Consider the following 19,741-nt stretch of genomic DNA (forward strand, 5'->3'; position numbering starts at 1 on the left):
TACCCCGTGGGGTGAGCATGTCGCCCCACATAAGGCATGATGGATACCATGGCTGCACAGAAATCTTCTCTGAGCACATCAGGTCTGCGTACGGTCTTGGTGGCTACCTTGGCGGGTGCTCTCGGCGTGGGCACCTTTGCCCTTGCGACGGGCTACGCCGACCAGGGGCCGGCGGGCGCCGACACCGCCCGCCCGTCTGCGCCGGCGACCGAGGGCGAGGAACCCACCCCCTCGTTCACCGCCGCGGACCGCGGCACCTGCTTGACGTGGGACGTGGGCCCAGACGGAGAGGTCACAGGATTCACGGAGACGGACTGCAACAACGAGCACCGTTTCGAGGTCTCCTCCCGGGAAGACCTGAACACGTACCCGACTGCCGAGTTCGGGCCGGATGCGGAGGCCCCGAACCCGACGCGACAAGCGCAGTTGCGAGAGGAGCTGTGCCAGACGGCATCCATCCGCTACTTGAATGGCCGCTACGACCCGGCCGGGCGGTACTCGATCGCCCCGATCCTGCCGCCAGCCGAAGCATGGGAGCGCGGTGACCGCACAATGCTGTGCGGCCTGCAAGAAACCGACAGTGAGGGCACGCCGATCCTCACCACCGGTCACGCCGCCGACCAGGACCAGGCCCGCGTCGCTGAGCCCGGCGCCTGCGAGGTGACCGATGACGCGAAGAATGTGGGCTACGTCGACTGCTCGGAGCCGCACCACATCGAGGTGACCGATGTCGTCGACCTCGCACCCGTCTTCGCCGACCGCACCCCCTCGCCGGAGGACCAGGACAAGCACCTCGGTCAAGTGTGCGCCAAAGCCGCCGAGAATTATCTCGGCAACGAGGAGAACCTCTACCAGTCCACGCTGCAGGTGTACTGGGGCACCATTTCCCCCCAGGCGTGGGACGGCGGCAGCCGCTCCGTCAACTGCGGCCTGATCGCGCCGAAGGACGGCAGATTCGCCACCATCACCGGCACCGCGAAAGACGGCCGCGACGCACTGAAAGTCGACGGGCAGACACCGGAGGCGCCGCCGGAGCGCCGCCCGCTGCGCGAAGAGCAGAAGAAACAGCAGGAAGCGGAGAATGCAGCCAACCCCGGCAACGCGGCCTCAGCTTCAGCTCCAGCCCCTGCCGCAGCGCCCCAGCCATGATGGCCCCCGTCGGCGACGATCTCTTCGAGGGCATGATCAACGACGCTCTCGACGAGATCCCCGAGGACTTCGCCCGCAACATGACCAACATGGTTGTGCTTGCCCGCCCCTGCAACGAGGACAACCCGGATCTCCTTGGGCTGTTCGAAGGCGTGCCTCTGCCCGAGCAACACGCCAACCACACCGGGTTTCTGCCTGATGCCGTGTTCATTTACAAGGATGCCCTAGAGGCGCTTTGCTCCGATGAAGAGGAGCTGCGGCACGAGGTGAAGGTGACGGTCTTCCACGAAGTCGGCCACTACTTCGGTCTCGAGGAGCACGAACTCCACCACCTCGGCTGGGGTTAGCTCAGCTGAGCTAACTGGGCAGCTCGTAGTCCGCCCAGCGGACCACGCCCCAGGAGCCGAAATCCTCTACCGGATCACCGGTCGGGCCCGCGGACGGGTCGAGAACCACGTACTGGCAGTTCGGCAGGTAGCTCGCCTCGGCAAAGTCGGCATCGATCTCGCAGGCGTTGGCGGCGAAGGCCCGGATCGCGCCACCGTGGGACACCGCCACGGTCGTGCCCTCCTGCTCCGCGTACGGGAGCAGACCGCCTTTGTAGCGGGAAAGGAAGAGGTCGAGGGTATCGCCGTCGTCGATAAGCGAATCAAGCTGGCGACGGTAGAACCCGCGGAACGCGCACAGGTAAGCTTCGTGCGCCTTGCGTGAATTGTGCATTTCCCAGCGCCCGGCGTGGACTTCCTGGATACCGTCGACGGCGGGGATGTCGTTGAAGCGCTCCCCGAACCCGATCCGGGCAGTCTGCTTCGCGCGGGTGGCCCGGGAGGAAATGACGCGGTCGACGTTGTAGGTGGCCAGGATTTCCTCGCCTGCCGCTTTGGCCTGCTCCCGGCCGAGATCAGTCAGCTCAGCGCCGGGCAGAAGCGTGTCCAGCTTGTGATCCACATTCGACGTGGTCTGGCCGTGGCGCAACAAGATCAGCATGGTGTTCCTTCCCGGGCCGCGCGGACCCACTGCTCGGCTCTGTCCAACCGCTCCGGGTCGACGACACGCTCCTCGCCGCTGCCCCCGAACCGCGGCCACGACCCGAGAAACGCGATCGTGGTGGTGCGCAGCCACAGCGACCGCAACGCTTCCGCGACCGGAACGTCGTCAATGTGGCCGACGAGGTCGACGTAGAAGTTGTACGTGTTCGCCGTTTCCCGTGTCGGGCGAGACTCGATGCGGGTGAGGTCCACCCCGCGGTACGCGAATTCCTGCAGCGCACCGACGAGTGTGCCCGGCTCGTTGGGCAGCTGGAACACGACGGAAGTGCGGTCGTTTCCGGTGCGTAGTGTGGGCACCCCGACCGGCCCCGCCAGCACGAATCGGGTGCGTGCCTCGCTCATGTCCGCGATGCCCTCCGCGTGGATGTCGAGCCCGAACAGGTCCGCGGCCCGGCGCGGACCTGCCGCCACATCGGCGTCTCCCTCGGCCACAGCTTTCGCGGCGGCGGCATTCGAGGACGCCGCTGTGAAGTCCACGCCGGGGAGGTTGTCGTCCAGCCAGCGGCGGACTTGGCGGTGGGCGACAGGATGTGTTGAAAAGCTCTTTGCGTCGCTCAGCGCGAACCCGGGACGCGTCATAATGGCGAAGCTGATGGGCAGCTCCACCTCCCGGTAGATCATCACTCCGCCGCCCTCGACAAGAGCGTCGGATGTGCTGGTCACAGCACCGTCGACAGAATTCTCGATCGCCACCACGGCATAGTCTGCCCGTCCTTCCCGCACGGCGTTCAGCGCGGCGGACGGCGATTCGACGGGCAGCGGGGTGATCTCGCCCGCAATGTGGTCGCGGAACAACCACAAAGCCTCCTCAGTGAACGTCCCGGCAGGGCCCAGATACGCGACGGTCGTGCTCATGGTCACCCAGCCTACAGTTGACCCATGACCACCGACCGGCGCCGCCTATCCATCGAGGTCGCACTCGTCCTCACCGTCACATTCGGCATGTCCGGAGTGCGCGCGACGCTCAAGCTCATTGACGCCGCCCTTGCCCCCGCCCCCCTCAACCAGCAGCGCACCGTGCTTAACGACGCCGCCTCTTCCCTCTCCTGGCTCGACATCGCCCTGCAACTCGCATCGGCCGCGACTCTGCTGGCATGGGGCGGTCTAGCGTTGTTTCTGCTCGGTGAGCGACTGCCCTGCCCGCGCTGGCGCGACTGGGCGTGGAGTGCTGGTCTGGCCGCGCTCATCGGCATCCCCGGCCTCGCCCTATACGTGGTCTCGCTCCAGCTCGGTCTGACCAAGGAAGTCGTGCCTGCCACCGACGCCGCCAAAGTTCCGCTGCTTTTGGTCTGGTCCGCCGCGAACGCATTCGCCGAGGAGACCGTCGTGGTGATGTGGCTGCTCACCCGGTTGAAGCAGTTGCGCGCACCGGTGTGGGGCGCGATCGCGGCCTCAGCTGTCCTGCGCGGGACTTACCACCTCTACCAGGGGTTTTCCGCCGGGGTAGGCAATGTGGTGATGGGCATTGTCTTCGCCTACTACTACCACCGCACCGGCAAGGTCTGGCCGCTCATCCTCGCCCACTTCCTCATCGACGCCGTCGCGTACGTCGGCTATCTTTTCCTCGACCTGAGTTGGCTGGGGCTGTAAGCGGTTCTCGTCCCGCCCCCCAATCACGGGATGGGCATGAATTGGTTGGCATGAACCGAGTAGCGGTGAGCTCCCGGTCCAACCTCATTCAGTTCATGCCAACCAATTCATGCCAACCTGTAGCCTCCATTGCCCCGGCCCTGCGAGTTTGGCTCAGCCCGGCTGCCCCGCGGCCGGCCAGGCCGCCCCGCACCACAGCCCGCCTTGTTACATGTGTTAATGCGGTGACACCTGGGAATGGCGTTTATGATGAATGCCATGTCGCCGACCCCGCACTCCAACGACCCCCGAGACAACCCGGGGGAATTTCTCGTGGGAAAAGACGGGAAGCCGTTAATCGACCGGTACGGCCGCCCGATCAGGAAACGGTCCACGAGCCAGCCGCCCCGGCACGAGCCCCAACGGCCCCGGCACGAGTCGCAGTCGCCACGGTCATCGGCACCGCAGGCTTCGCGCCAGGACGACGGCCCTATTCGCAAGACATTGCGGCCACGGCAGCCCCTGCCTCGCGAAACCTCTTTCGAGCCCCGGCGAAGCTCACCGGAGCGGCAATTCCAGGATCCCGGCCGAAGGCAGCAACCACAGCGTCCCCGAAACCCGCGGGAAGTGCAGAACCTGCGGCAGGTACAGAATGCCCAGCGCCCGCGGCATACGCCCCCGCGGCGCGAGGAGCCCTGGGAACCCCGACTCGAGCTGTCCCCGCAACGACGAGTCCGACCAGTCCAACCTGCGGCGCAACCTGCACCAAGAGGTTGGCGCCCTAAGCTGCGCCGGCCGCGTGCGGGCTGCATTCCGACGCTTTTGTCAATCCTTTTAGTCTTAGTCGTCGCAGGAACACTGTTCACCGATGCCCGCTTGACCCGTGTCGATGCATTTCCGGACACCCCGGTCCCTAACACTGCTGGCACGAATTGGCTCATCGTCGGCTCCGATTCGCGCGAGGGGCTGAGCGAGAAGGACGCGGAGCGCCTTGGTACCGGTGGCGACATTGGCACTGGGCGCACGGACACGATCATGCTCATGCACATTCCCACCGCCGGGAAGGCGACGCTGCTATCCATCCCGCGCGACTCGTACGTCGAGATCCCCGGGTACGGAATGGATAAGATCAACGCCGCATTCGCTTTCGGCGGACCCAAGCTCCTCGCCGAAACGGTGGAAAACGCCACTCACCTACGCATCGACCACTACGCCGAGATCGGTATGGGTGGCCTCGCAGGCATTACCGACGCCGTCGGCGGGGTGCAGTTGTGCCCCTCCGAGCCTATCGACGACCCTCTGGCCCAACTGAATGTACAGGCCGGTTGCCAGAAGATGGACGGCCCGACTGCCCTGGGTTACGTACGCACCCGCGCCACCGCGATGGGCGACCTGGACCGTGTCCAGCGCCAGCGAGAATTCGTTGGTGCGCTGATGAAACGCGCGCTATCCCCGGCTGTGCTGTTGAATCCGTTCCGTCTGATCCCGTTGGTGCTGCGTGGGAGCAGTATGTTCATCGTCGGCGAGGGCGACCACGTGTGGCACCTTGCCCGCATGGCTCTCGCACTGCGGGGCGGGACCGACACGGAGACGGTCCCGGTTGCCAACTTCATCGACACAGACGTGGGAAGCGTCCTCGTCTGGGACGATGCCGCTGCCGAGCAATTATTCGCAGGACTGCGCTAGCGCTGCAAAGCCTGCGCCTCAGGCTCGGCGGGGAGCTTGTGGCGTCCGGTGATGAAATACAACGCCAGAACGATCACGCTGAAGGCAAGGCCGACGAAGAATGCGCCCCTGAATTCCGGCAGCCACAGCATGATCCCGAAGGTGAAGAGGATGAAGAAAATGGAAAAGTACTGTCCAAACGGATACAGGGGTGTCTTGTAGTCCAGTGCGGCTTCTTCCTCCGGGGTCATAGCCCGGCGCGAGGCGAGGTGCGCCAGGAGGATCATCAGCCACACGAAAATGGTGGCGAAGGTAGCCAGGGACGCAATGATCTCGAAGATGCGGTCCGGGATGAGAGTATTGGCTATCACGCCCACGATGAGCACGATGAGCAGGATCACCGTGGTCATCACCGGCACGTCGCGGACTGTGCGGGCCATGATCCGCGGGGCGAGATTCTGCTTGGCCAGCCCGGTGAGCACGCGTCCGGCACCGAAGAGGTCAGCGTTAATGGCGGACAGGGCGGCGGTGATGACCACGAAGTTCAGCAGCCCTGCGGCCCAGTTCACGCCGAGGGTGGAGAAAATCTGGACGAACGGCGACTCCTCACCGGTGATGGTGCGCCACGGGTTGATCATCAGGATGATCAGGATCGACAGGACATAGAACAGCAGGATGCGAACCGGAACGGTGTTCACTGCTTTGGGCACCGCAGTCTTCGGGTCGGTGGCTTCGCTGCCGGCCACGCCGATGATCTCCGTTCCGCCGAAGGCGAAGAGCACAAGGATGAAGGACGAAACCATACCGCTGAAGCCGTTGGGGAAGAACCCGCCGTCGTTGACCAAACTGGCGGGGCCGGTGGTCTCCGCGGTGGACAGGCCGAAGACGAGGACTGCAGCGCCTGCAATGATCATCGCGATCACGGCGCCGACTTTGACCACGGTGAACCAGAACTCCAACTCGCCGAAGGCCTTGGCGCTGGCCACGTTCGCTGCGCCGACGATGAGCAGGGCAGCCACGATCCACACCCACCGAGAGACATCCGGGAACCAGAATCCCATGTAGATGCCTATGGCGGTGAGGTCTGCCAAGGCCACGATGACCATCTCGAAAGCGAACATCCAGCCGGTGAGGTATCCGACGGCACCGCCCAGATAGGCGCGGGTGTATTCCGCGAAAGAACCGGTGACGGGGTGCCGCACGGACATCTCGCCGAGAGCCCGGAGCAGGAAGTACACCACTGCGCCGCCGAGAAGATAGACCAACAAAACCGACGGCCCGGCTGCCTGGATCGCGCCGGCGGACCCGTAGAACAGGCCGGTGCCGATCGCGGAACCGAGCGCGATGAAATTCAGGTGGCGTGTGCTCAAACCGTTGCGGGAAGACTGAGTTGTCCCGGATGCCATGACCCTTTGCCCCTCGCCTTGTGTCTTAGATGGTTACCTGGCGCGACTTGATGTTTTCCAGCTGCTTGCGCTCATCGGCACTCAGCTGGGCATCGTTGTCGTACTCGGCCGCGATCGCCTCGTTGACCTTGGTCAGCGCCTCGCCGTAGGAATCGGCTGCGACGGACGGGTCGAGATCGAAGACCGGAACAACCAGACCGTGGGTGCGGAAAGTGCCGGCGAATTTGGTGCCGTCACCCAGGTTCAGCTCGCCACGGGCGGCGATGCGCGCCAGGGCGTTGAGAAGCGTGCGCTCGTCATCCTCCGGACGGACCCAACGGATGTGCGCCTTGCCGCCACCCGGGTTGACCCACCAGATGGATCCGGGGAGGTCCGTGACGATCTCGGTGGAGGGCAGAACGGCATCGTTGGCGCGGGCCAAGGCCTGCTGAACCTGCGGGTTGCCGGCGGCGGAATCCGTGAACCACCAGTTGAAGTTGTCGTGTGCGGTGATGTCCAGCTCAGTGCTCTCGCCCAGCAGCGTGTTCAGCTCGGGCTGGGATCCGTTCGCAGCGGTGGAGTTCAGCGTCGCCCCCGGCTCGGCATTGAGCACCCAGTTCAGGGCGTATGCGAGGTCGCGGTTCGGGTTCTGCGAGTGGGACTGTACCTGGAGAGCCACGAAGCGTTCGCCGCCGTCCTCCTCCGGGCGGCGCAGGGCCGCGCCGGCACCGGGAAGAACAGTCACGATGTTGACGTCGGTGCCCTTGACATCCACTTTCGCTACTGCGGAGGGAACGAATTCCTGCAGGGCCACCAGGTCGGTTTCGGCGGCGAATCCCTTGTAGGGGCGGGGATCTTTCTGCAGGGCTTCACGCTCAGCGGCGCGGGCAGCCAGCTTCGCCTGGCGGCGGCTCATGCCCTCGGGCAGATCTTCCTTCTTGCGGTTCTTCTTGGCCATACCGCCCAATTTACCGGGGTCAGGTCAGTTCACAGTGCCTGGGGTGCGGAAAGTCTCCACCGCGACCTGCGGGTGGTCGGTGGCGAAGACGTCGACACCACTGTCGCGGCACCACCGCATGTGGTCCGGCTCATTCACGGTCCACGTGTACGTTTTCAGCCCGCGGTAACCCAGGAGTTTCGGTTTGCCGCGAAGGTGGGCGAGCGCCGGGCCAACGCCGTAAGGGCGGGAGAGCATCGTGCTGGTGGGATTCCACTTCTTCTCGCGCAAGCGGAACAGGTAGAACGTCTCCAGTTCCGGCACCGCGTGGGTGAAATAGCGCATGGCCGAGTGAGAGAAGGAGATGAGGTGGACGCGCGGGTCAGACAGCATCCCGCGGTACCAGAGGGTGCGCACAGTCTGCTCGTCCACTTCCGGCCCGAAGCGGGTGGGGTGCTTGGTCTCAATGTAGATGTGCTTGTCGGGGTAATCCTGGAGGAGGTCCAACAGTTCGTCGAGAAGCAAAAGCTGCTGCGGATCCTCCTCCGTGCCGTAATTGAATTGGCGCAGGTCCGCGAAATCCATCCTGGCGATGCGCCCCGCGCCGTTGGAGGTGCGGTTGATCAGCGCGTCGTGGTGGACAACGAGGCGGCCATCGCGTGTGAGGCGAACGTCGCATTCGATGCCGTGCACGCCGTCCATTTTCAGCGCTTCATCGAATGCCCGAAGCGTGGATTCCGGGTGGAGCCCCGATGCGCCGCGGTGGGCGACGATGAGCGGATGGGTGCTGGGTGCCGAAATCTGGGCGGAGGTGGCGATGGTCATGCCTGCGATGTCTCCCCGAAAAGCGCGTGCAACTTGCCACCCGACCATAGGCGCGCGAAAGAGCATGCAAAAGTGCTGGCGGGGGTAGATACGGAAGTATCACGCGAAAATAACGCGCTGTTCACCTGACGTTAGTTTAGAGGGCAAACGTCGGCAGGCGAATGCGATCTTTGCCACAATAGTTCGCATGTCTATTACGCCTCTCGACGCATCGTTTCGGACATTACGCACCCGCGTCGGGGACGCGGCTACCAGCGCGAAGAGCAAGGTGCAGGAGCTGTGGCCACGCCGCACACACGCGGTCCGCGCGCCCCTGTACGCCGTGGAGCTGCTGGCGGATCTGACCCCGGTCGTGCGCATGTCGGGCCTGCGCCGGCTCCCGGATGATTTCGCAGCAGGCATTTTGGGTGCGGAGGTGGCCACGTGGAGCGCGATCTCGCCGTCGCTGCTCCCCCACCCGTGGTGGGTGACCACGGCGAATGTCGCGATCAGCCAGGCGGCGGGCCACACAGTCGGCGTCGGCGCGTCGAACCTCGCGGCGTCCATCGCGAGCGCACGGAACTGGAATTACCCGCGCAAGCTGCGCCGCAAAACAGCGGTTCCCGTGCAGGTCACCATGGGTGCCGTCACGGTCGCCACATACCTTTCCGCCGCTTTACGACGTTCCGAGCACGAGCGCCTCGTCGACGACCCCACCCGCCTCGGGCCGCTGCAGACCCTGGCGGGAATCGGTCTCGGCTCCATCGGCTACGGCGTGCTCCTGCTGCTGGGTGAGGGCATCCAGGTCACCGCCGACCGCTTCAACCACGAGCTGCGCCGCTGGATGCCGCCAGTTGTATCGTGGCCGCTGGCCATCGTGGGCTTGAGCGCCGCCGGCGCGGTGCTGACGGACAAGGTGGTCGTGCGTCAGATTCTCAACAGCGCTTACCGCAACGCCGACAAACTCAACCGGGAGTTCCTGCCCGGCGCGGACAAACCCAGCGAACCGGAGCGCTCCGGCTCACCGGATTCTCTCGAGCGCTGGAAGTACCTGGGCCGTCAGGGTCGCGCCGTTGTGGCGGGTGGACCGCGGAAGGCTGATATTGAGAACGTGCTCGGCGCCGACAGCGCGCGCGAACCGATCCGCGTCTTCATCGGCCTGAAGGACCGCAGCCCCGAAGAACAGGCCCAGATGGCGCTGAAAGAAATGGACCGCACCGACGCCTGGTCCCGGAAGGCCATCGCCGTGCTGTCTTCGGCCGGCACAGGATGGATCAACGACTTCCACACCTCCGGATTCGAGTTCTTGAACCGGGGCGACTGCGCGATCGTCGCCCAGCAGTACTCGTTCATGCCCTCGGCGTACTCTTATGCCTCGGACCGCGAAGTGCCGGTGCGCAGCTCGCGGGTACTCATCAGCGCCATCCGCGAGCGCCTTGCCGAAATGCCCGAGGACCAGCGCCCGCGGCTTTACGTCGGCGGCGAGTCCCTCGGCGCCTACGGCGTCGCTGACGCCTTCGACAGCGTCGACTCGCTGCTGAATAGCATCGACGGCGGCGTGTTCACCGGCACTCCCGGATTCACAGCCCGCCACATTCAGCTCACCCGGGACCGCGACAACGGCAGCCCGGAGCGCCTCCCCGTTGTGGACGGTGGCCGCCACGTCCGCTTCACGGCGCACCCCGACCACCTGGAGAACACTTTCGACGGCAGCGAGTACGGCCAGGAATGGGAGTTCCCCCGCGCCGTCTTCGCCCAACACGCCTCCGACCCGGTCGTGTGGTGGGACTGGAAGCTCTTCGTGCGCAAGCCGAACTGGCTGCGTGAACCGGGCTCACGCGGTGTGAAGGCGCCGGAGGCGCAGCATGTCGACGTCCTTCAGAGCATGCGGTGGGCGCCGTTCATCACCGGCTGGCAGGTCGGCGTGGACCAGTTGCTCTCGCAGAACCAGCCGGGCGGCCACGGGCACCAGTACCACGACGAGACAGTCGCCTACTGGAACGCGGTGCTGGATGCGGGGGCGAGCGACGAGGAGATCTCCAAGATCTCCGAGTGGATCCACCAAGACTCCACCCGCATCCGCGCCACCGCCGCCTCTGCCGCGAAGGAATCGGCGCAGAACACCTTCAACCGCTCCAGCTCCTCCTAGATCCCGCAGGCCACTCCCGTTGAGTGGTGCGGGCAGTAGCCGTTCGGCACCTTGTGCAGGTACTGCTGGTGCTCGTCCTCGGCCAGGTAATAGTCCGCGCCTGCTCGCACTTCGGTGGTGATGGGGCCGTAGCCGGCGTCGATAAGCGATTGCCCGTACGTGTCCACCCACCCGCGGATGAGCTCGGCCTCGTACTCGCTGTCGGTGTAGAACGCGGAGCGGTACTGCGTGCCCACATCGTTGCCCTGGCGGAAGCCCTGCGTCGGATCGTGGGCCTCAAGCGCGGCGCGGACGAGCTCTTTCAGGGAGATTTTCTCCGGATCATAGACGACCTCCACGAGCTCGACGTGGTTCGTCTGCCCAGAGCACACCTCGCGGTACGTCGGGTTCGGGGTCACCCCGCCGCCGTAGCCGACGGATGTGGCTTCCACACCGTCCATGGTCCAGTACATTTTCTCTGCACCCCAGAAACATCCGATGCCAATGAGCAGCCGTTTCTGCCCCTCACGCCACGGCCCCGTAATCGGGGTGCCCAGCACCGCATGCGGCTGCGGGTTAGGCAGGACCGGTTCGGTGCGGCCGGGCAGCGCGCGGTCCGGGTCGACGAGTTCTGGGGTGCGTCCGAAGAAGAATGCCATGCCCTCATTAACGGCCGGCGCGGCTGAATGATTCCCTTCATCACCTTCGCGCATGTCGGGCAACCCGTGCCCGATTTCCACAAGTATTGCTACACCACTGTTGTCCTTCCCTCAGCTGGGTGTAATAAAGCACGCAATGGGGACCGTCACATTTTCGCAAACGCGAAAGATTGGGTGGCGTGATCGTGTCGGCAGTCGAAAACAAAAGTTCGGCGAGAAAGTCGTCTACGGCCGAATCCCCTGCAGAGAAGTGAACGTCTACACCTGCCCCAGCGAAAGCGAACGACGGCTCAACAGTGACCAATCTACCTAGCCGCGTGAGCCCATCCGCTGCACTTTGAAAGTCACCAGACACGGCGGCTTCGTAAACAGTGGAAACCAGATCCCGAGCTGAGCGAAGGTCAGCTAGTTGGGCGTCGGTAACCGTGCCCACGTTGACAACGTCTATTTCCCGAGCCATGACCTCGAACCACAACTGAGCGGATTCCGTCGATTCCAATAAGTCGACAATTTTTCGCCCGTCATAGAAACGAGAACTCAGAAAACGGGTGGCTGTCTGCTCAAAAGGGCGAACAAGAACCCCATCGGTGACGTACTGAGTCTTCATCCCACCCTCCGCTAAATCTTCCTAATTTCGTTGTACCAAGATTAACGTGAATCTAACTAATGGTATTCCCATTAGTGCTGCAGAAGCTTCGCTAAGCTAAGCGGGCAACTAACGCCATGACCATTAGTAAGGAGTCTCCATGCTGTTCGCCACCCAAGCCCCACCGCGCCCGCCTTTACGCGCCATCACTGTTGCAACGATTTCAAGCTGCATAGCCCTAGCCGTTCTCACCTTTCTCACCGTCACCACCGGCCACCAATGGCTGATTCCCCCAATGGCTGCCTCGATGGCGCTAGTGATGGGAGTACCCAACCTGCCCCTAGCGCAACCTCGAAACGTTGTCGGCGGACAGACCCTTAGCGCAGCTGTCGGCGTCATCGTGGGCCTAGCCGGCGACTCTTTGTGGCTGGGTGCGCTAGCCGGCGGACTAGCACTAGGAGCAATGATGCTCGCTCGCATGCCCCACTCCCCTGCCGCGGCGACAGCAATTCTCGGAGTCACAGTCGATAACGGCACATGCTTCGTCCTTCTCGCTTTTCTATCGGCCGCCGTGCTTGTCTTAGTCGGCCTGCTCGGAAACCGGACCAACGGAGTCGACTACCCCTCCTACATCTGGTGACGTGAAACCCCAGGAACTATGCAGCGCATAGCTCGCCCCGATGCCGCGCAACCCCAGGAACTATGCAGGGCATAAAGATTCGGTGCCCCAGGGCCAAAGAGCCCGCGTCGGTTCGGGCCCATATCCCCAGGAACTATGCAGGGCATAGCGAAGGGGTGCGCGGGAACCAGGAACCCGTGTTCGCTCGGCCCCAAAACCCCAGGAACTATGCAGCGCATAGTTCACCCCGGATACCGCGGCACATTGCGCCGCAAAAACGAGACCTGGCGAAATTCCCTATCATGGGCGACGTACGGCGCTCGAAAGGGCGCGAACAAAATGAGAAAGGACACAGAACATGGCTGTTTACGAGCTTCCTGACCTGCCTTACGCATACGACGCACTCGAGCCGCACATCTCGGCCGAGATTATGGAGCTGCACCACGACAAGCACCACGCGACCTACGTCAAGGGCGCGAACGCTGCGCTCGAGGCACTCGAGGCAGAGCGCAACGGCGAGGCCAACCCGGACAAGCTGCGTGCGCTGTCCAAGAACCTGGCCTTCAACCTGGGTGGCCACACCAACCACTCCATCTTCTGGAAGAACATGAGCCCGAACGGTGGCGGCCAGCCGGCTGGCGAGCTCGCCGAGGCTATCAACCGCGACTTCGGCTCCTTCGAGGGCTTCCAGAAGCAGTTCGAGGGTGTCGCCACCTCCCTACAGGGCTCCGGCTGGGCTGTCCTGGGTTACGACCACATTGCTGGTCGCCTGATCATCCAGCAGCTGACCGACCAGCAGGGCAACGTCTCCGTCGACTTCACCCCAGTCCTCATGCTGGACATGTGGGAGCACGCTTACTACCTGCAGTACAAGAACGTGAAGGCTGATTACGCCAAGGCGTTCTTGAACGTTGTCAACTGGGACGACGTCGCTGAGCGTTACGCGAAGGCTTCCGCCTAAGCACGAATTAGAAGGACCGCGCACTGACCCAGAAACAATGCGCGGTCCTTTTGCGCTACCCCGGGGCTGGAGGAACCCGGGGTAGCGCAACCTGATTTTCGCAACGAGATACGGGGTTTGTTCCGTTCTCGAAAATGAGTATAGGTTAGCCTGACCTTAGTGCGCAAGAGGGCGGCCACATGGCCCGAGTCACGCGACCGTGTTTGAATGGATGAACATGAGGCCACACGCACGAGAAGGGATCCATAAGGGCACGCTCGAATACCGGCGGGCGAGTATTGCACTTCTTTTCGCAGGTCTGGCCATCTTCAATTCTCTCTACGCCACGCAAGCACTGCTGCCCACGCTTACCGACGCATTGGGCATGACCGAAGGCCAGGCCGCCCTGACCGTGTCCGCCACCACCGGCGGCTTGGCACTGTGCGTGGTGCCGGCGTCGATCCTGTCGGAGCGCTTCGGGCGCGGCCGTGTGTTGATCATCTCCGCGCTGCTCGCCACCAGCCTCGGCCTTTGCCTGCCCCTGGCCCAGACGGGCGGGCAACTCATCGTGATGCGCTTCATCCAGGGGTGTCTCATCGCGGGCACCCCGGCCGTGGCCATGACCTGGATCTCGGAGGAGATCGCGGCCGAGGATTCGGCAGGTGCCATGGGCCTGTACGTCGCGGGCAACTCCATCGGCGGGCTGATCGGCCGCCTTATTCCCGCCTTCGTGCTCGAGGTGGCCAGCTGGCGGTGGGCTCTGCTTGCCGGTGCCGCGACTGCCCTCACCTTCGCCATCATCATGTGGGCGCTGCTTCCGCAGCAGCGGCGCTTCGAGGCGAAGACGCTCAACCCCGGCCACGAGTTCTCCGCCATGCTGCGCCACCTGTCCGACTGGCGCCTGGCTGGGCTCTACGCATCCGCATTCCTGGGCATGGGCATGTTCGTGTCGGTGTACAACATGTTCGGCTTCCGGGCTATCGAGCACTTTGGGCTGCCGCCGGCGCTGGCCGGGCTGGTCTACCTCATGTACTTGTCCGGCACCTGGTCGTCCGCCCGCGCAGGCGTCTACGTCAAGCAAGCCGGACGCGGCCGGGTGATGGTGGTGTCGGCGGCGATCATGCTCGCCGGCGCGCTCATCCTGATCAGCGGCAACCTCTGGTTCACGCTGGCTGGCCTGCTGCTGTTCACCGCCAGTTTCTTCGCCATGCACTCGGTCGCCTCCGGCTGGGTGGGGCAGGTGGCCACGCGCGACCGCGCGGAGGCGTCCAGCACATACGTGTTCTTCTATTACGTCGGTTCGTCGGCACTAGGCGCGCTAACCGGCTGGCTATTCCAGTTCCTTAGCTGGGGCGAGTTCATGGGTGTGGTGGCGGGCTTCCTCGTTGTGCTTCTCAGCATCGCGGCGTGGCTGGCGCTCACGGTGAAGAAATCACAGCAGGGATGACAGCCGCGGAATGCCGGGCGCGCCTGCGCTGAGGAAGCGGCGAACGGCGGCGGTGGCGCGGCAATCGTCCCCGTTGTAACGCACGAGCATGTCGCGGGCTTCGGCGCTGCCCAAGCGGGCCTCGCGGCGCAGCGCAACGGAACGCTCACCGTCCATGTCATCATCATCCCAGGTGAACCCGGCGACCGGTGCCACGACTTTCAAGCCCAATCCCTCAGTTCCCACGAGGTAGCGGCGCACGTAGGTGAACACGTCCACCCACTCGTCGGAGGAAATGAAGGCGCGGACCTCTGCCTCATCAACGGAAGCGAAACGCCGTGCGGAGGCCATGAGCCAGTGGTTCTCCCCGCCGGACGCGTAGCAGTAGGCGCGGAAGGTCTTACCTTCTTCGTGGGCTCGGCGACGCACCGACTGCAGCCACGTCCAAAAGGCCAGGAAATTCTCTTCCTCCGCCGCGTTGACCGCGCCGCCGACTTCCTCCCACGTAGCAAAGGCGCGGTACTCGGCGCCGTCGAATGCGCCCCACAGGTACGCGCCCTGGTCCAGGTAGGCCTCCATGTCCACGTCGATCTCCACATCGGCGCACAGTTCGGGCAAAGCCGGCACATCGCCGCGCGCCAGCACCGGGATTCCGTCCCGCCATGCCCGGGCGATCTGGCTGGGCTCCCCCAGGTCGGCGGCGATGGTCTCCTCCACCGTGGTGATGCCGCGTTCGCGCAAAGGACGTGCCTTCTGGCCGGGGAAGACGAGTGAGATGTCGTCCATCGCTTTCAGCTCTGGCTCGCACAGCGCCCAGTAGCGGCAGCTTGCGCACTGCTTCAGCCGCAGGGGGTACTCCGGTGTCGGTTGCGCCAGAGCGTCACGCAACGCTTCGACGTGTTTTGTCGCATCACCCAGGTAGGCACGCTCGCGGTCCTGCCCCACGACGGCACCCAGGCCCGAGGCGAGACCCGCCTCCTCCAGCAGCAGGTGGGCCAGGGCGATCCGGTAGCCGTCCACGGTGTGGTGGCGGGCTTTAGCGCCGATGTCCAAAGGCTTGCCCAAGCCTAAACGGCGGGTGGGAATGAACTGCATGGTCGACGTAGTGCTCGCCCGGGCGACGCGGTGGTTGGATACGATCACGGGCACATACGAGCCGTCATCGCGGCGTACGAGAATGTCGATCTCCGCTACCACCGGCACTCCGTCCACCTGCCCGGTCAATGCCCCGTCAACGATCAAGGTGGCGCGGTCCTTCACGCATTTTCGGGTTGCGGCTTCACGCTCGGCCACCGGCTGCGACGGGTCGAGGGCGAGGCGGGAGAAGGCTTTACGGCGGCCGTCGCCAAGCGCCCGCTTCGTCGGCAGCAACCCGAAGACCGCGGCACGACCAGCATCGACCTGCGGCTGGCGCTCCACCGCGTCCGGCAACGGCGGAATCTCAGGGTGCGCCAAGCGCTGGCGCAGGCGGTACCTACACCCCACGAGGTCACTCGCCCGCACGAGCGAGACATCAGCGCTACCCATTTCTTTCACCGAGCCCCAGCCTAACGGCTCGAGATAGGTAAAGTTGAACGGGACAAACAGCGACGAATTAATGCGAACCAGGAGTACCGACCATGGGACTGTTCGAGACCATCCGCGCTTCCCGCGCCAAGACCAAGGCAGAGATCAAGGCCGCCGAGGCCCGTGCACGCCAGCTGGCTAAAGAGGAAGCCAAGCAGGACAAGCGGACTGCCAAGCTCCTCGACAAGGCGGAAAAGCGACTGCTTAAAGAGGAGAGGAAGGGCCTGAAGAACAAGCAGAAGCACGAGAAGAAGCTGGCCCAGACCGAGCTGAAGAAGATCCAGGAGGCTGGCCTGACCAAGAAGAAAGCCAAGCAATGGGTCGGTGCTTCGCGCATTCTCCTGCCGGTCCTCATCCCATTGGCTTACCGCGCGCTGACCTCCTACCAGGAACGCCAGGTCAACGACCGTGCCCGCGCCGCTGGTCTCACCGCCACGGAGATGGCCCGTTACTCCAGTCAGGGTGCGGAGCTCAAGGGCCGCATCCAGGCGATCCGCCACCAGGTGGAGGACAACGACGCTCTCGACGACAAATTCAGCCGCGACGCGCAGGTGCGTCTCGACGAGCTGGATGCTGCCGTGAACAACGTGGAGCAGATGAACGACGCTCAGCGCCGCCTCGCCCACGAGACGATCGACCGCGACATTAACAAACTCACTGCCGAGATCCAGGAAAAGACGCTGCGCCACTAGCCGCCAGTTTCAGCCTTTAGTATGTTTTAACAAGGAAGTAATCTGTAAGACATTCTGCAGAAGGGGCTGAAAATGGCTCGGTGTGAAGTCACCCAATTTTTCGACGATCTCGACGGGTCGCCGCTGTCCGATTCCGAGCATCAGGTGGTCCACTTCAGTTTCAACGGCACTGAATATGTGCTCGACCTGTCAAAAGAGAATGTCGCGAAATTCCACGAGACGTTGATGCCGTTCATCGCGGCCGCACGCGAAGTTCCGGCGGATCCGCGCAGTACGGTGGATGCCTCGCAAATCCGCGCGTGGGCGCGCAATAAGGGCATGAAGGTCGCTCAGCGCGGAAAGATTCCGCTCGAGGTCATCGACGCCTACCGTCGCGCCAATGCCTAGGACGGGCCGTTAAAGCCCGTTAAAGCGGAGCAGCTACTACAGCACCCCTTGTTCGCGCGCGGAGGCAACCGCGGACGTGCGCGAACGCACGCCAAGCTTGTCGTAAATGTGCACGAGGTGGGATTTCACCGTGGCCTCCGACAGCATGAGCTGCTGACCGATTTCCCGGTTGGAGGAGCCGCCGGCGACAAGCTGGAGCACTTCGAGCTCGCGCGGGGTGAGTGAGGAACTCGGGGTGCGGTCGCGGGTTTGCAGACGGCTGCGGACGATCGGCGACATTGCTTGGTTGCCCTTGGCCGTGGAACGCACCGCGGCGAGCAATTCGCTGGGTGGCGCGTCTTTGAGCAAGTAGCCGACGGCGCCCGCTTCAATCGCGCCGAGAATATCGGCATCGGTGTCGTAGTTGGTCACCACCAGCACCTTCGGTGGGTTCGTCATGGTGGCGCGGATTTCCGCGGTGGCTTCCGCCCCGGTGGTCACCCGTGCGCCTTGGGCACCAGCGCCGAACCGCAGGTCCATGAGTATGACATCGATGCCGCCTGCCTGTGCAGTCGCGATGGCCCCTTCAGCGGTGGCTACTTCGCCAACGACAATGATGTCGTCGGCGGCTTCCAGTACCGAGCGAAGGCCGAGGCGGACGATCTCGTGATCGTCGGCAAGCAGGACGCGTATCATTCTTCCTCCTCAATCTTTCGGTTGATCCTACCCGCACCGCATTCCGGTGGGTCCACCGGCACGGCAACCGATACAGCGGTGGGGCCGCCCGGCGCGGATTCCACGACCAGCTCACCACCCAGCTCCCGCGCCCGCGTCCGCATCGCATCGAGTCCGAGGTGGCCGAGGCCCACCGGCTTTTCCGGTTGAGCATCCGCGTCAAAACCGGAGCCGTTGTCCACCACGTCCAAACGCACCTCGGCAGGAGAGAAGGTCAAGGTCACGCGCGCACGCGTCGCACCGGAATGCTTGACGACGTTGCCAACCGCTCCCTGCGCGATTCTGAGCAACCCGGCCTCCACCCGCATCGGAAGCTGCTGCGGATCCCCATCGACATCGACGTCGATCGCGATGTCCCCGGCGTGAGCGAACGACACCGCGATGCGCTCGAGCGCCTCCGGCAAAGATGTCTCCGAAAGCGGCGCAGGGGTGAGAGCCGCGATCATGGCACGCGTCTCCGACAGGTTGTCCGAGGCGGAGTGTCGCGCTGCTTCGATCCGCTCGAGCGGCACCCGCAGTTTATTCTCGCTCAACCCGGTGGCGCGCAGGTCGCGCTCCGCCGCGTGCAGCAGCATCTGGATGCTGGAGAGTGACTGGGCCACCGTGTCGTGGATCTCGTGGGCGAGGCGCTGGCGTTCCTGCGCCACGCCAGCTTCGCGCTCCGAGGCGGCGAGGCGATCTTGGGTGCTCACCAATTCGTCGATAAGCGCCTCGCGTTCGGAGCTCACGCGCACGATGACCTTGAACGCGTAGGTGATCATGACCACGACGAGCGCGGAGACTGCCGGGCCCATCACCCCGCCGAGAGTCAATCCGCGCGGAACCTGCATGAGAATCGCAATCGCCAGGACAACAATCACCCCGGCGATGCCCATCCAATTATCCACGGACCGCATGAACAAGAAGAACAGCGTGAAAACCCAATAGACGGCGACGGGGGTGAACATCATGGCCACAATCCACACGCCTGTCAGTCCGAGCAGCCACACCAGGCGGCCGACCGTGTTCCACTGCGGCATATTGAGCGCGCCGAAGCTGTACATGAAACCGAAGACAGCGACGAGTAGAATCAGCACCGCACCATGTTCGAAAGTCGCGCCGAACACTCCGGCCAGAGAGACAAGCAGCAATGACAGCGTCAGCAGCGCGATGCCGACGTCGAGCGCACGCGTGCCGGGGGGATCCGCCCTGTTTTCCCCGGTCGGTAGCATGACTGTCATGCACCAAAGCGTACCTGTCCGCACCCGCATGGCTGCTGGCACCCTGTCTGCACAGCAGCGCTGACCGCTGTGTCTGGGACTGTGACCGCGTTTTCATCCGGCACCGGGGACGAACCGGCCCAGCACCCCGATGTGGGCAGCTCCGCCGCAACTCCCTGTAGTGGTGTTGACCAACCAGAAGGAGTCTGTCAAAGCCCAGCTCATCGCCATACAGACAATCGCGAATCTCTCGCTTTAATATATGGT

21 protein-coding genes are annotated in these 19,741 nt (G+C 64.0%); 11 read left to right on the top strand and 10 right to left on the bottom strand.

The genetic code is table 11. From position 1 onward, the window contains the following. Positions 1-48: 48 nt before the first annotated feature. Both QYQ98_RS05430 and QYQ98_RS05435 read left to right on the top strand, forming a co-directional pair. Complete coding sequence (locus QYQ98_RS05430) at positions 49-1,149, top strand: septum formation family protein (protein WP_302005899.1); 1,101 nt, start codon at positions 49-51, stop codon at positions 1,147-1,149. After that, entirely contained in the window at positions 1,149-1,496 is a 348-nt protein-coding gene (locus QYQ98_RS05435) for a metallopeptidase family protein (RefSeq protein ID WP_302007690.1), read from the top strand. Before QYQ98_RS05430 ends, QYQ98_RS05435 begins: the two co-directional genes overlap by 1 nt. 10 nt (positions 1,497-1,506) lie before the next feature. Here the strand turns inward: QYQ98_RS05435 and QYQ98_RS05440 are convergent, their stop codons facing one another. Further along, positions 1,507-2,136 carry a histidine phosphatase family protein gene (locus QYQ98_RS05440; RefSeq protein WP_302005900.1) on the bottom strand — a complete coding sequence of 210 codons (630 nt, stop codon included), beginning with the start codon at positions 2,134-2,136 and terminating at the stop codon, positions 1,507-1,509. Beyond that, the gene (gene pheA, locus QYQ98_RS05445; protein WP_302005901.1) at positions 2,130-3,053 is read right to left on the bottom strand and encodes a prephenate dehydratase; all 924 of its coding nucleotides are present in this window, start codon (positions 3,051-3,053) and stop codon (positions 2,130-2,132) included. Before pheA ends, QYQ98_RS05440 begins: the two co-directional genes overlap by 7 nt. 24 nt (positions 3,054-3,077) lie before the next feature. Between pheA and QYQ98_RS05450 the strand changes: the two genes are divergently transcribed. Both QYQ98_RS05450 and QYQ98_RS05455 read left to right on the top strand, forming a co-directional pair. Further along, positions 3,078-3,788 (top strand): CPBP family intramembrane glutamic endopeptidase, encoded by a 711-nt coding sequence (locus tag QYQ98_RS05450; protein ID WP_302005902.1) that lies wholly within the window; start codon positions 3,078-3,080, stop codon positions 3,786-3,788. Between the two features lie 258 nt (positions 3,789-4,046). After that, entirely contained in the window at positions 4,047-5,453 is a 1,407-nt protein-coding gene (locus QYQ98_RS05455; protein WP_302005903.1) for an LCP family protein, read from the top strand. Here the strand turns inward: QYQ98_RS05455 and QYQ98_RS05460 are convergent. From QYQ98_RS05460 to QYQ98_RS05470, 3 genes are read right to left on the bottom strand one after another with little or no spacing between them, the layout of a single operon-like run. Continuing rightward, complete coding sequence (locus QYQ98_RS05460) at positions 5,450-6,838, bottom strand: amino acid permease (protein ID WP_302005904.1); 1,389 nt, start codon at positions 6,836-6,838, stop codon at positions 5,450-5,452. The two genes, QYQ98_RS05455 and QYQ98_RS05460, sit on opposite strands and share 4 nt — an antisense overlap. Positions 6,839-6,863: 25 nt before the next feature. Continuing rightward, the gene (locus QYQ98_RS05465; protein ID WP_302005905.1) at positions 6,864-7,775 is read right to left on the bottom strand and encodes a DUF5926 family protein; all 912 of its coding nucleotides are present in this window, start codon (positions 7,773-7,775) and stop codon (positions 6,864-6,866) included. Between the two features lie 24 nt (positions 7,776-7,799). Continuing rightward, complete coding sequence (locus tag QYQ98_RS05470) at positions 7,800-8,579, bottom strand: glycerophosphodiester phosphodiesterase family protein (protein WP_302005906.1); 780 nt, start codon at positions 8,577-8,579, stop codon at positions 7,800-7,802. Positions 8,580-8,766: 187 nt separating this feature from the next. On the opposite strand from QYQ98_RS05470, the gene QYQ98_RS05475 reads away from it, so the two are divergent. Next, positions 8,767-10,707, top strand: a complete 1,941-nt coding sequence (locus tag QYQ98_RS05475) for an alpha/beta-hydrolase family protein (protein ID WP_302005907.1) — start codon at positions 8,767-8,769, stop codon at positions 10,705-10,707. On the opposite strand, the gene msrA is transcribed toward QYQ98_RS05475, so the two are convergent. Next, positions 10,704-11,345, bottom strand: coding sequence for a peptide-methionine (S)-S-oxide reductase MsrA (gene msrA / locus QYQ98_RS05480; protein ID WP_302005908.1), 642 nt, complete (start codon positions 11,343-11,345; stop codon positions 10,704-10,706). The genes QYQ98_RS05475 and msrA overlap by 4 nt on opposite strands. A 40-nt stretch (positions 11,346-11,385) precedes the next feature. Next, positions 11,386-11,952 (bottom strand): CGNR zinc finger domain-containing protein, encoded by a 567-nt coding sequence (locus QYQ98_RS10085; RefSeq protein WP_367881618.1) that lies wholly within the window; start codon positions 11,950-11,952, stop codon positions 11,386-11,388. A gap of 139 nt (positions 11,953-12,091) precedes the next feature. Here QYQ98_RS10085 and QYQ98_RS05485 point away from each other — a divergent pair, with 139 nt between their 5' ends. From QYQ98_RS05485 to QYQ98_RS05495, 3 genes are all read left to right on the top strand, one after another. Beyond that, on the top strand, positions 12,092-12,571 hold the full coding sequence (locus tag QYQ98_RS05485) for an HPP family protein (protein ID WP_302005909.1): 480 nt from the start codon (positions 12,092-12,094) through the stop codon (positions 12,569-12,571). Positions 12,572-12,908: 337 nt separating this feature from the next. Beyond that, positions 12,909-13,511 (top strand): superoxide dismutase, encoded by a 603-nt coding sequence (locus tag QYQ98_RS05490; RefSeq protein ID WP_302005910.1) that lies wholly within the window; start codon positions 12,909-12,911, stop codon positions 13,509-13,511. Positions 13,512-13,728: 217 nt separating this feature from the next. After that, positions 13,729-14,937 (top strand): MFS transporter, encoded by a 1,209-nt coding sequence (locus tag QYQ98_RS05495; RefSeq protein WP_302005911.1) that lies wholly within the window; start codon positions 13,729-13,731, stop codon positions 14,935-14,937. Here QYQ98_RS05495 and QYQ98_RS05500 read toward each other — a convergent pair. Then, positions 14,923-16,443 carry a TM0106 family RecB-like putative nuclease gene (locus QYQ98_RS05500; RefSeq protein WP_302007691.1) on the bottom strand — a complete coding sequence of 507 codons (1,521 nt, stop codon included), beginning with the start codon at positions 16,441-16,443 and terminating at the stop codon, positions 14,923-14,925. The two genes, QYQ98_RS05495 and QYQ98_RS05500, sit on opposite strands and share 15 nt — an antisense overlap. 92 nt (positions 16,444-16,535) lie before the next feature. On the opposite strand from QYQ98_RS05500, the gene QYQ98_RS05505 reads away from it, so the two are divergent. Beyond that, positions 16,536-17,174: a DUF6474 family protein gene (locus QYQ98_RS05505; protein ID WP_302005912.1), complete on the top strand. Its 639-nt coding sequence runs from the start codon at positions 16,536-16,538 to the stop codon at positions 17,172-17,174. Between the two features lie 72 nt (positions 17,175-17,246). Further along, on the top strand, positions 17,247-17,561 hold the full coding sequence (locus QYQ98_RS05510; protein ID WP_302005913.1) for an Lsr2 family protein: 315 nt from the start codon (positions 17,247-17,249) through the stop codon (positions 17,559-17,561). Positions 17,562-17,597: 36 nt separating this feature from the next. On the opposite strand, the gene QYQ98_RS05515 is transcribed toward QYQ98_RS05510, so the two are convergent. Together QYQ98_RS05515 and QYQ98_RS05520 are read right to left on the bottom strand one after the other, a co-directional pair. Beyond that, entirely contained in the window at positions 17,598-18,236 is a 639-nt protein-coding gene (locus tag QYQ98_RS05515; RefSeq protein WP_302005914.1) for a response regulator transcription factor, read from the bottom strand. Then, positions 18,233-19,495, bottom strand: coding sequence for a sensor histidine kinase (locus QYQ98_RS05520; protein WP_302005915.1), 1,263 nt, complete (start codon positions 19,493-19,495; stop codon positions 18,233-18,235). Before QYQ98_RS05520 ends, QYQ98_RS05515 begins: the two co-directional genes overlap by 4 nt. A 130-nt stretch (positions 19,496-19,625) precedes the next feature. On the opposite strand from QYQ98_RS05520, the gene QYQ98_RS10090 reads away from it, so the two are divergent. After that, positions 19,626-19,733: a DUF2020 domain-containing protein gene (locus QYQ98_RS10090; protein ID WP_367881619.1), complete on the top strand. Its 108-nt coding sequence runs from the start codon at positions 19,626-19,628 to the stop codon at positions 19,731-19,733. The last annotated feature ends 8 nt before the right edge of the window (positions 19,734-19,741 follow it).

Source organism: Corynebacterium sp. P3-F1, from assembly GCF_030503635.1.
Taxonomy (GTDB): Bacteria; Actinomycetota; Actinomycetes; order Mycobacteriales; family Mycobacteriaceae; genus Corynebacterium.

Coding starts and splice junctions, on each gene's coding strand:
- pheA (WP_302005901.1), bottom strand. CDS start 3,053: ATGAGCACGACCGTCGCGTATCTGGGCCCTGCCGGGACGTTCACTGAG.
- QYQ98_RS10090 (WP_367881619.1), top strand. CDS start 19,626: ATGTGGGCAGCTCCGCCGCAACTCCCTGTAGTGGTGTTGACCAACCAG.
- QYQ98_RS05460 (WP_302005904.1), bottom strand. CDS start 6,838: ATGGCATCCGGGACAACTCAGTCTTCCCGCAACGGTTTGAGCACACGC.
- QYQ98_RS05505 (WP_302005912.1), top strand. CDS start 16,536: ATGGGACTGTTCGAGACCATCCGCGCTTCCCGCGCCAAGACCAAGGCA.
- QYQ98_RS05430 (WP_302005899.1), top strand. CDS start 49: ATGGCTGCACAGAAATCTTCTCTGAGCACATCAGGTCTGCGTACGGTC.
- QYQ98_RS05485 (WP_302005909.1), top strand. CDS start 12,092: ATGCTGTTCGCCACCCAAGCCCCACCGCGCCCGCCTTTACGCGCCATC.
- QYQ98_RS05435 (WP_302007690.1), top strand. CDS start 1,149: ATGGCCCCCGTCGGCGACGATCTCTTCGAGGGCATGATCAACGACGCT.
- QYQ98_RS05455 (WP_302005903.1), top strand. CDS start 4,047: ATGTCGCCGACCCCGCACTCCAACGACCCCCGAGACAACCCGGGGGAA.
- QYQ98_RS05515 (WP_302005914.1), bottom strand. CDS start 18,236: ATGATACGCGTCCTGCTTGCCGACGATCACGAGATCGTCCGCCTCGGC.
- QYQ98_RS05440 (WP_302005900.1), bottom strand. CDS start 2,136: ATGCTGATCTTGTTGCGCCACGGCCAGACCACGTCGAATGTGGATCAC.
- QYQ98_RS05490 (WP_302005910.1), top strand. CDS start 12,909: ATGGCTGTTTACGAGCTTCCTGACCTGCCTTACGCATACGACGCACTC.
- QYQ98_RS10085 (WP_367881618.1), bottom strand. CDS start 11,952: ATGAAGACTCAGTACGTCACCGATGGGGTTCTTGTTCGCCCTTTTGAG.
- QYQ98_RS05475 (WP_302005907.1), top strand. CDS start 8,767: ATGTCTATTACGCCTCTCGACGCATCGTTTCGGACATTACGCACCCGC.
- QYQ98_RS05450 (WP_302005902.1), top strand. CDS start 3,078: ATGACCACCGACCGGCGCCGCCTATCCATCGAGGTCGCACTCGTCCTC.
- msrA (WP_302005908.1), bottom strand. CDS start 11,345: ATGGCATTCTTCTTCGGACGCACCCCAGAACTCGTCGACCCGGACCGC.
- QYQ98_RS05495 (WP_302005911.1), top strand. CDS start 13,729: ATGAGGCCACACGCACGAGAAGGGATCCATAAGGGCACGCTCGAATAC.
- QYQ98_RS05520 (WP_302005915.1), bottom strand. CDS start 19,495: ATGACAGTCATGCTACCGACCGGGGAAAACAGGGCGGATCCCCCCGGC.
- QYQ98_RS05470 (WP_302005906.1), bottom strand. CDS start 8,579: ATGACCATCGCCACCTCCGCCCAGATTTCGGCACCCAGCACCCATCCG.
- QYQ98_RS05500 (WP_302007691.1), bottom strand. CDS start 16,443: ATGGGTAGCGCTGATGTCTCGCTCGTGCGGGCGAGTGACCTCGTGGGG.
- QYQ98_RS05465 (WP_302005905.1), bottom strand. CDS start 7,775: ATGGCCAAGAAGAACCGCAAGAAGGAAGATCTGCCCGAGGGCATGAGC.
- QYQ98_RS05510 (WP_302005913.1), top strand. CDS start 17,247: ATGGCTCGGTGTGAAGTCACCCAATTTTTCGACGATCTCGACGGGTCG.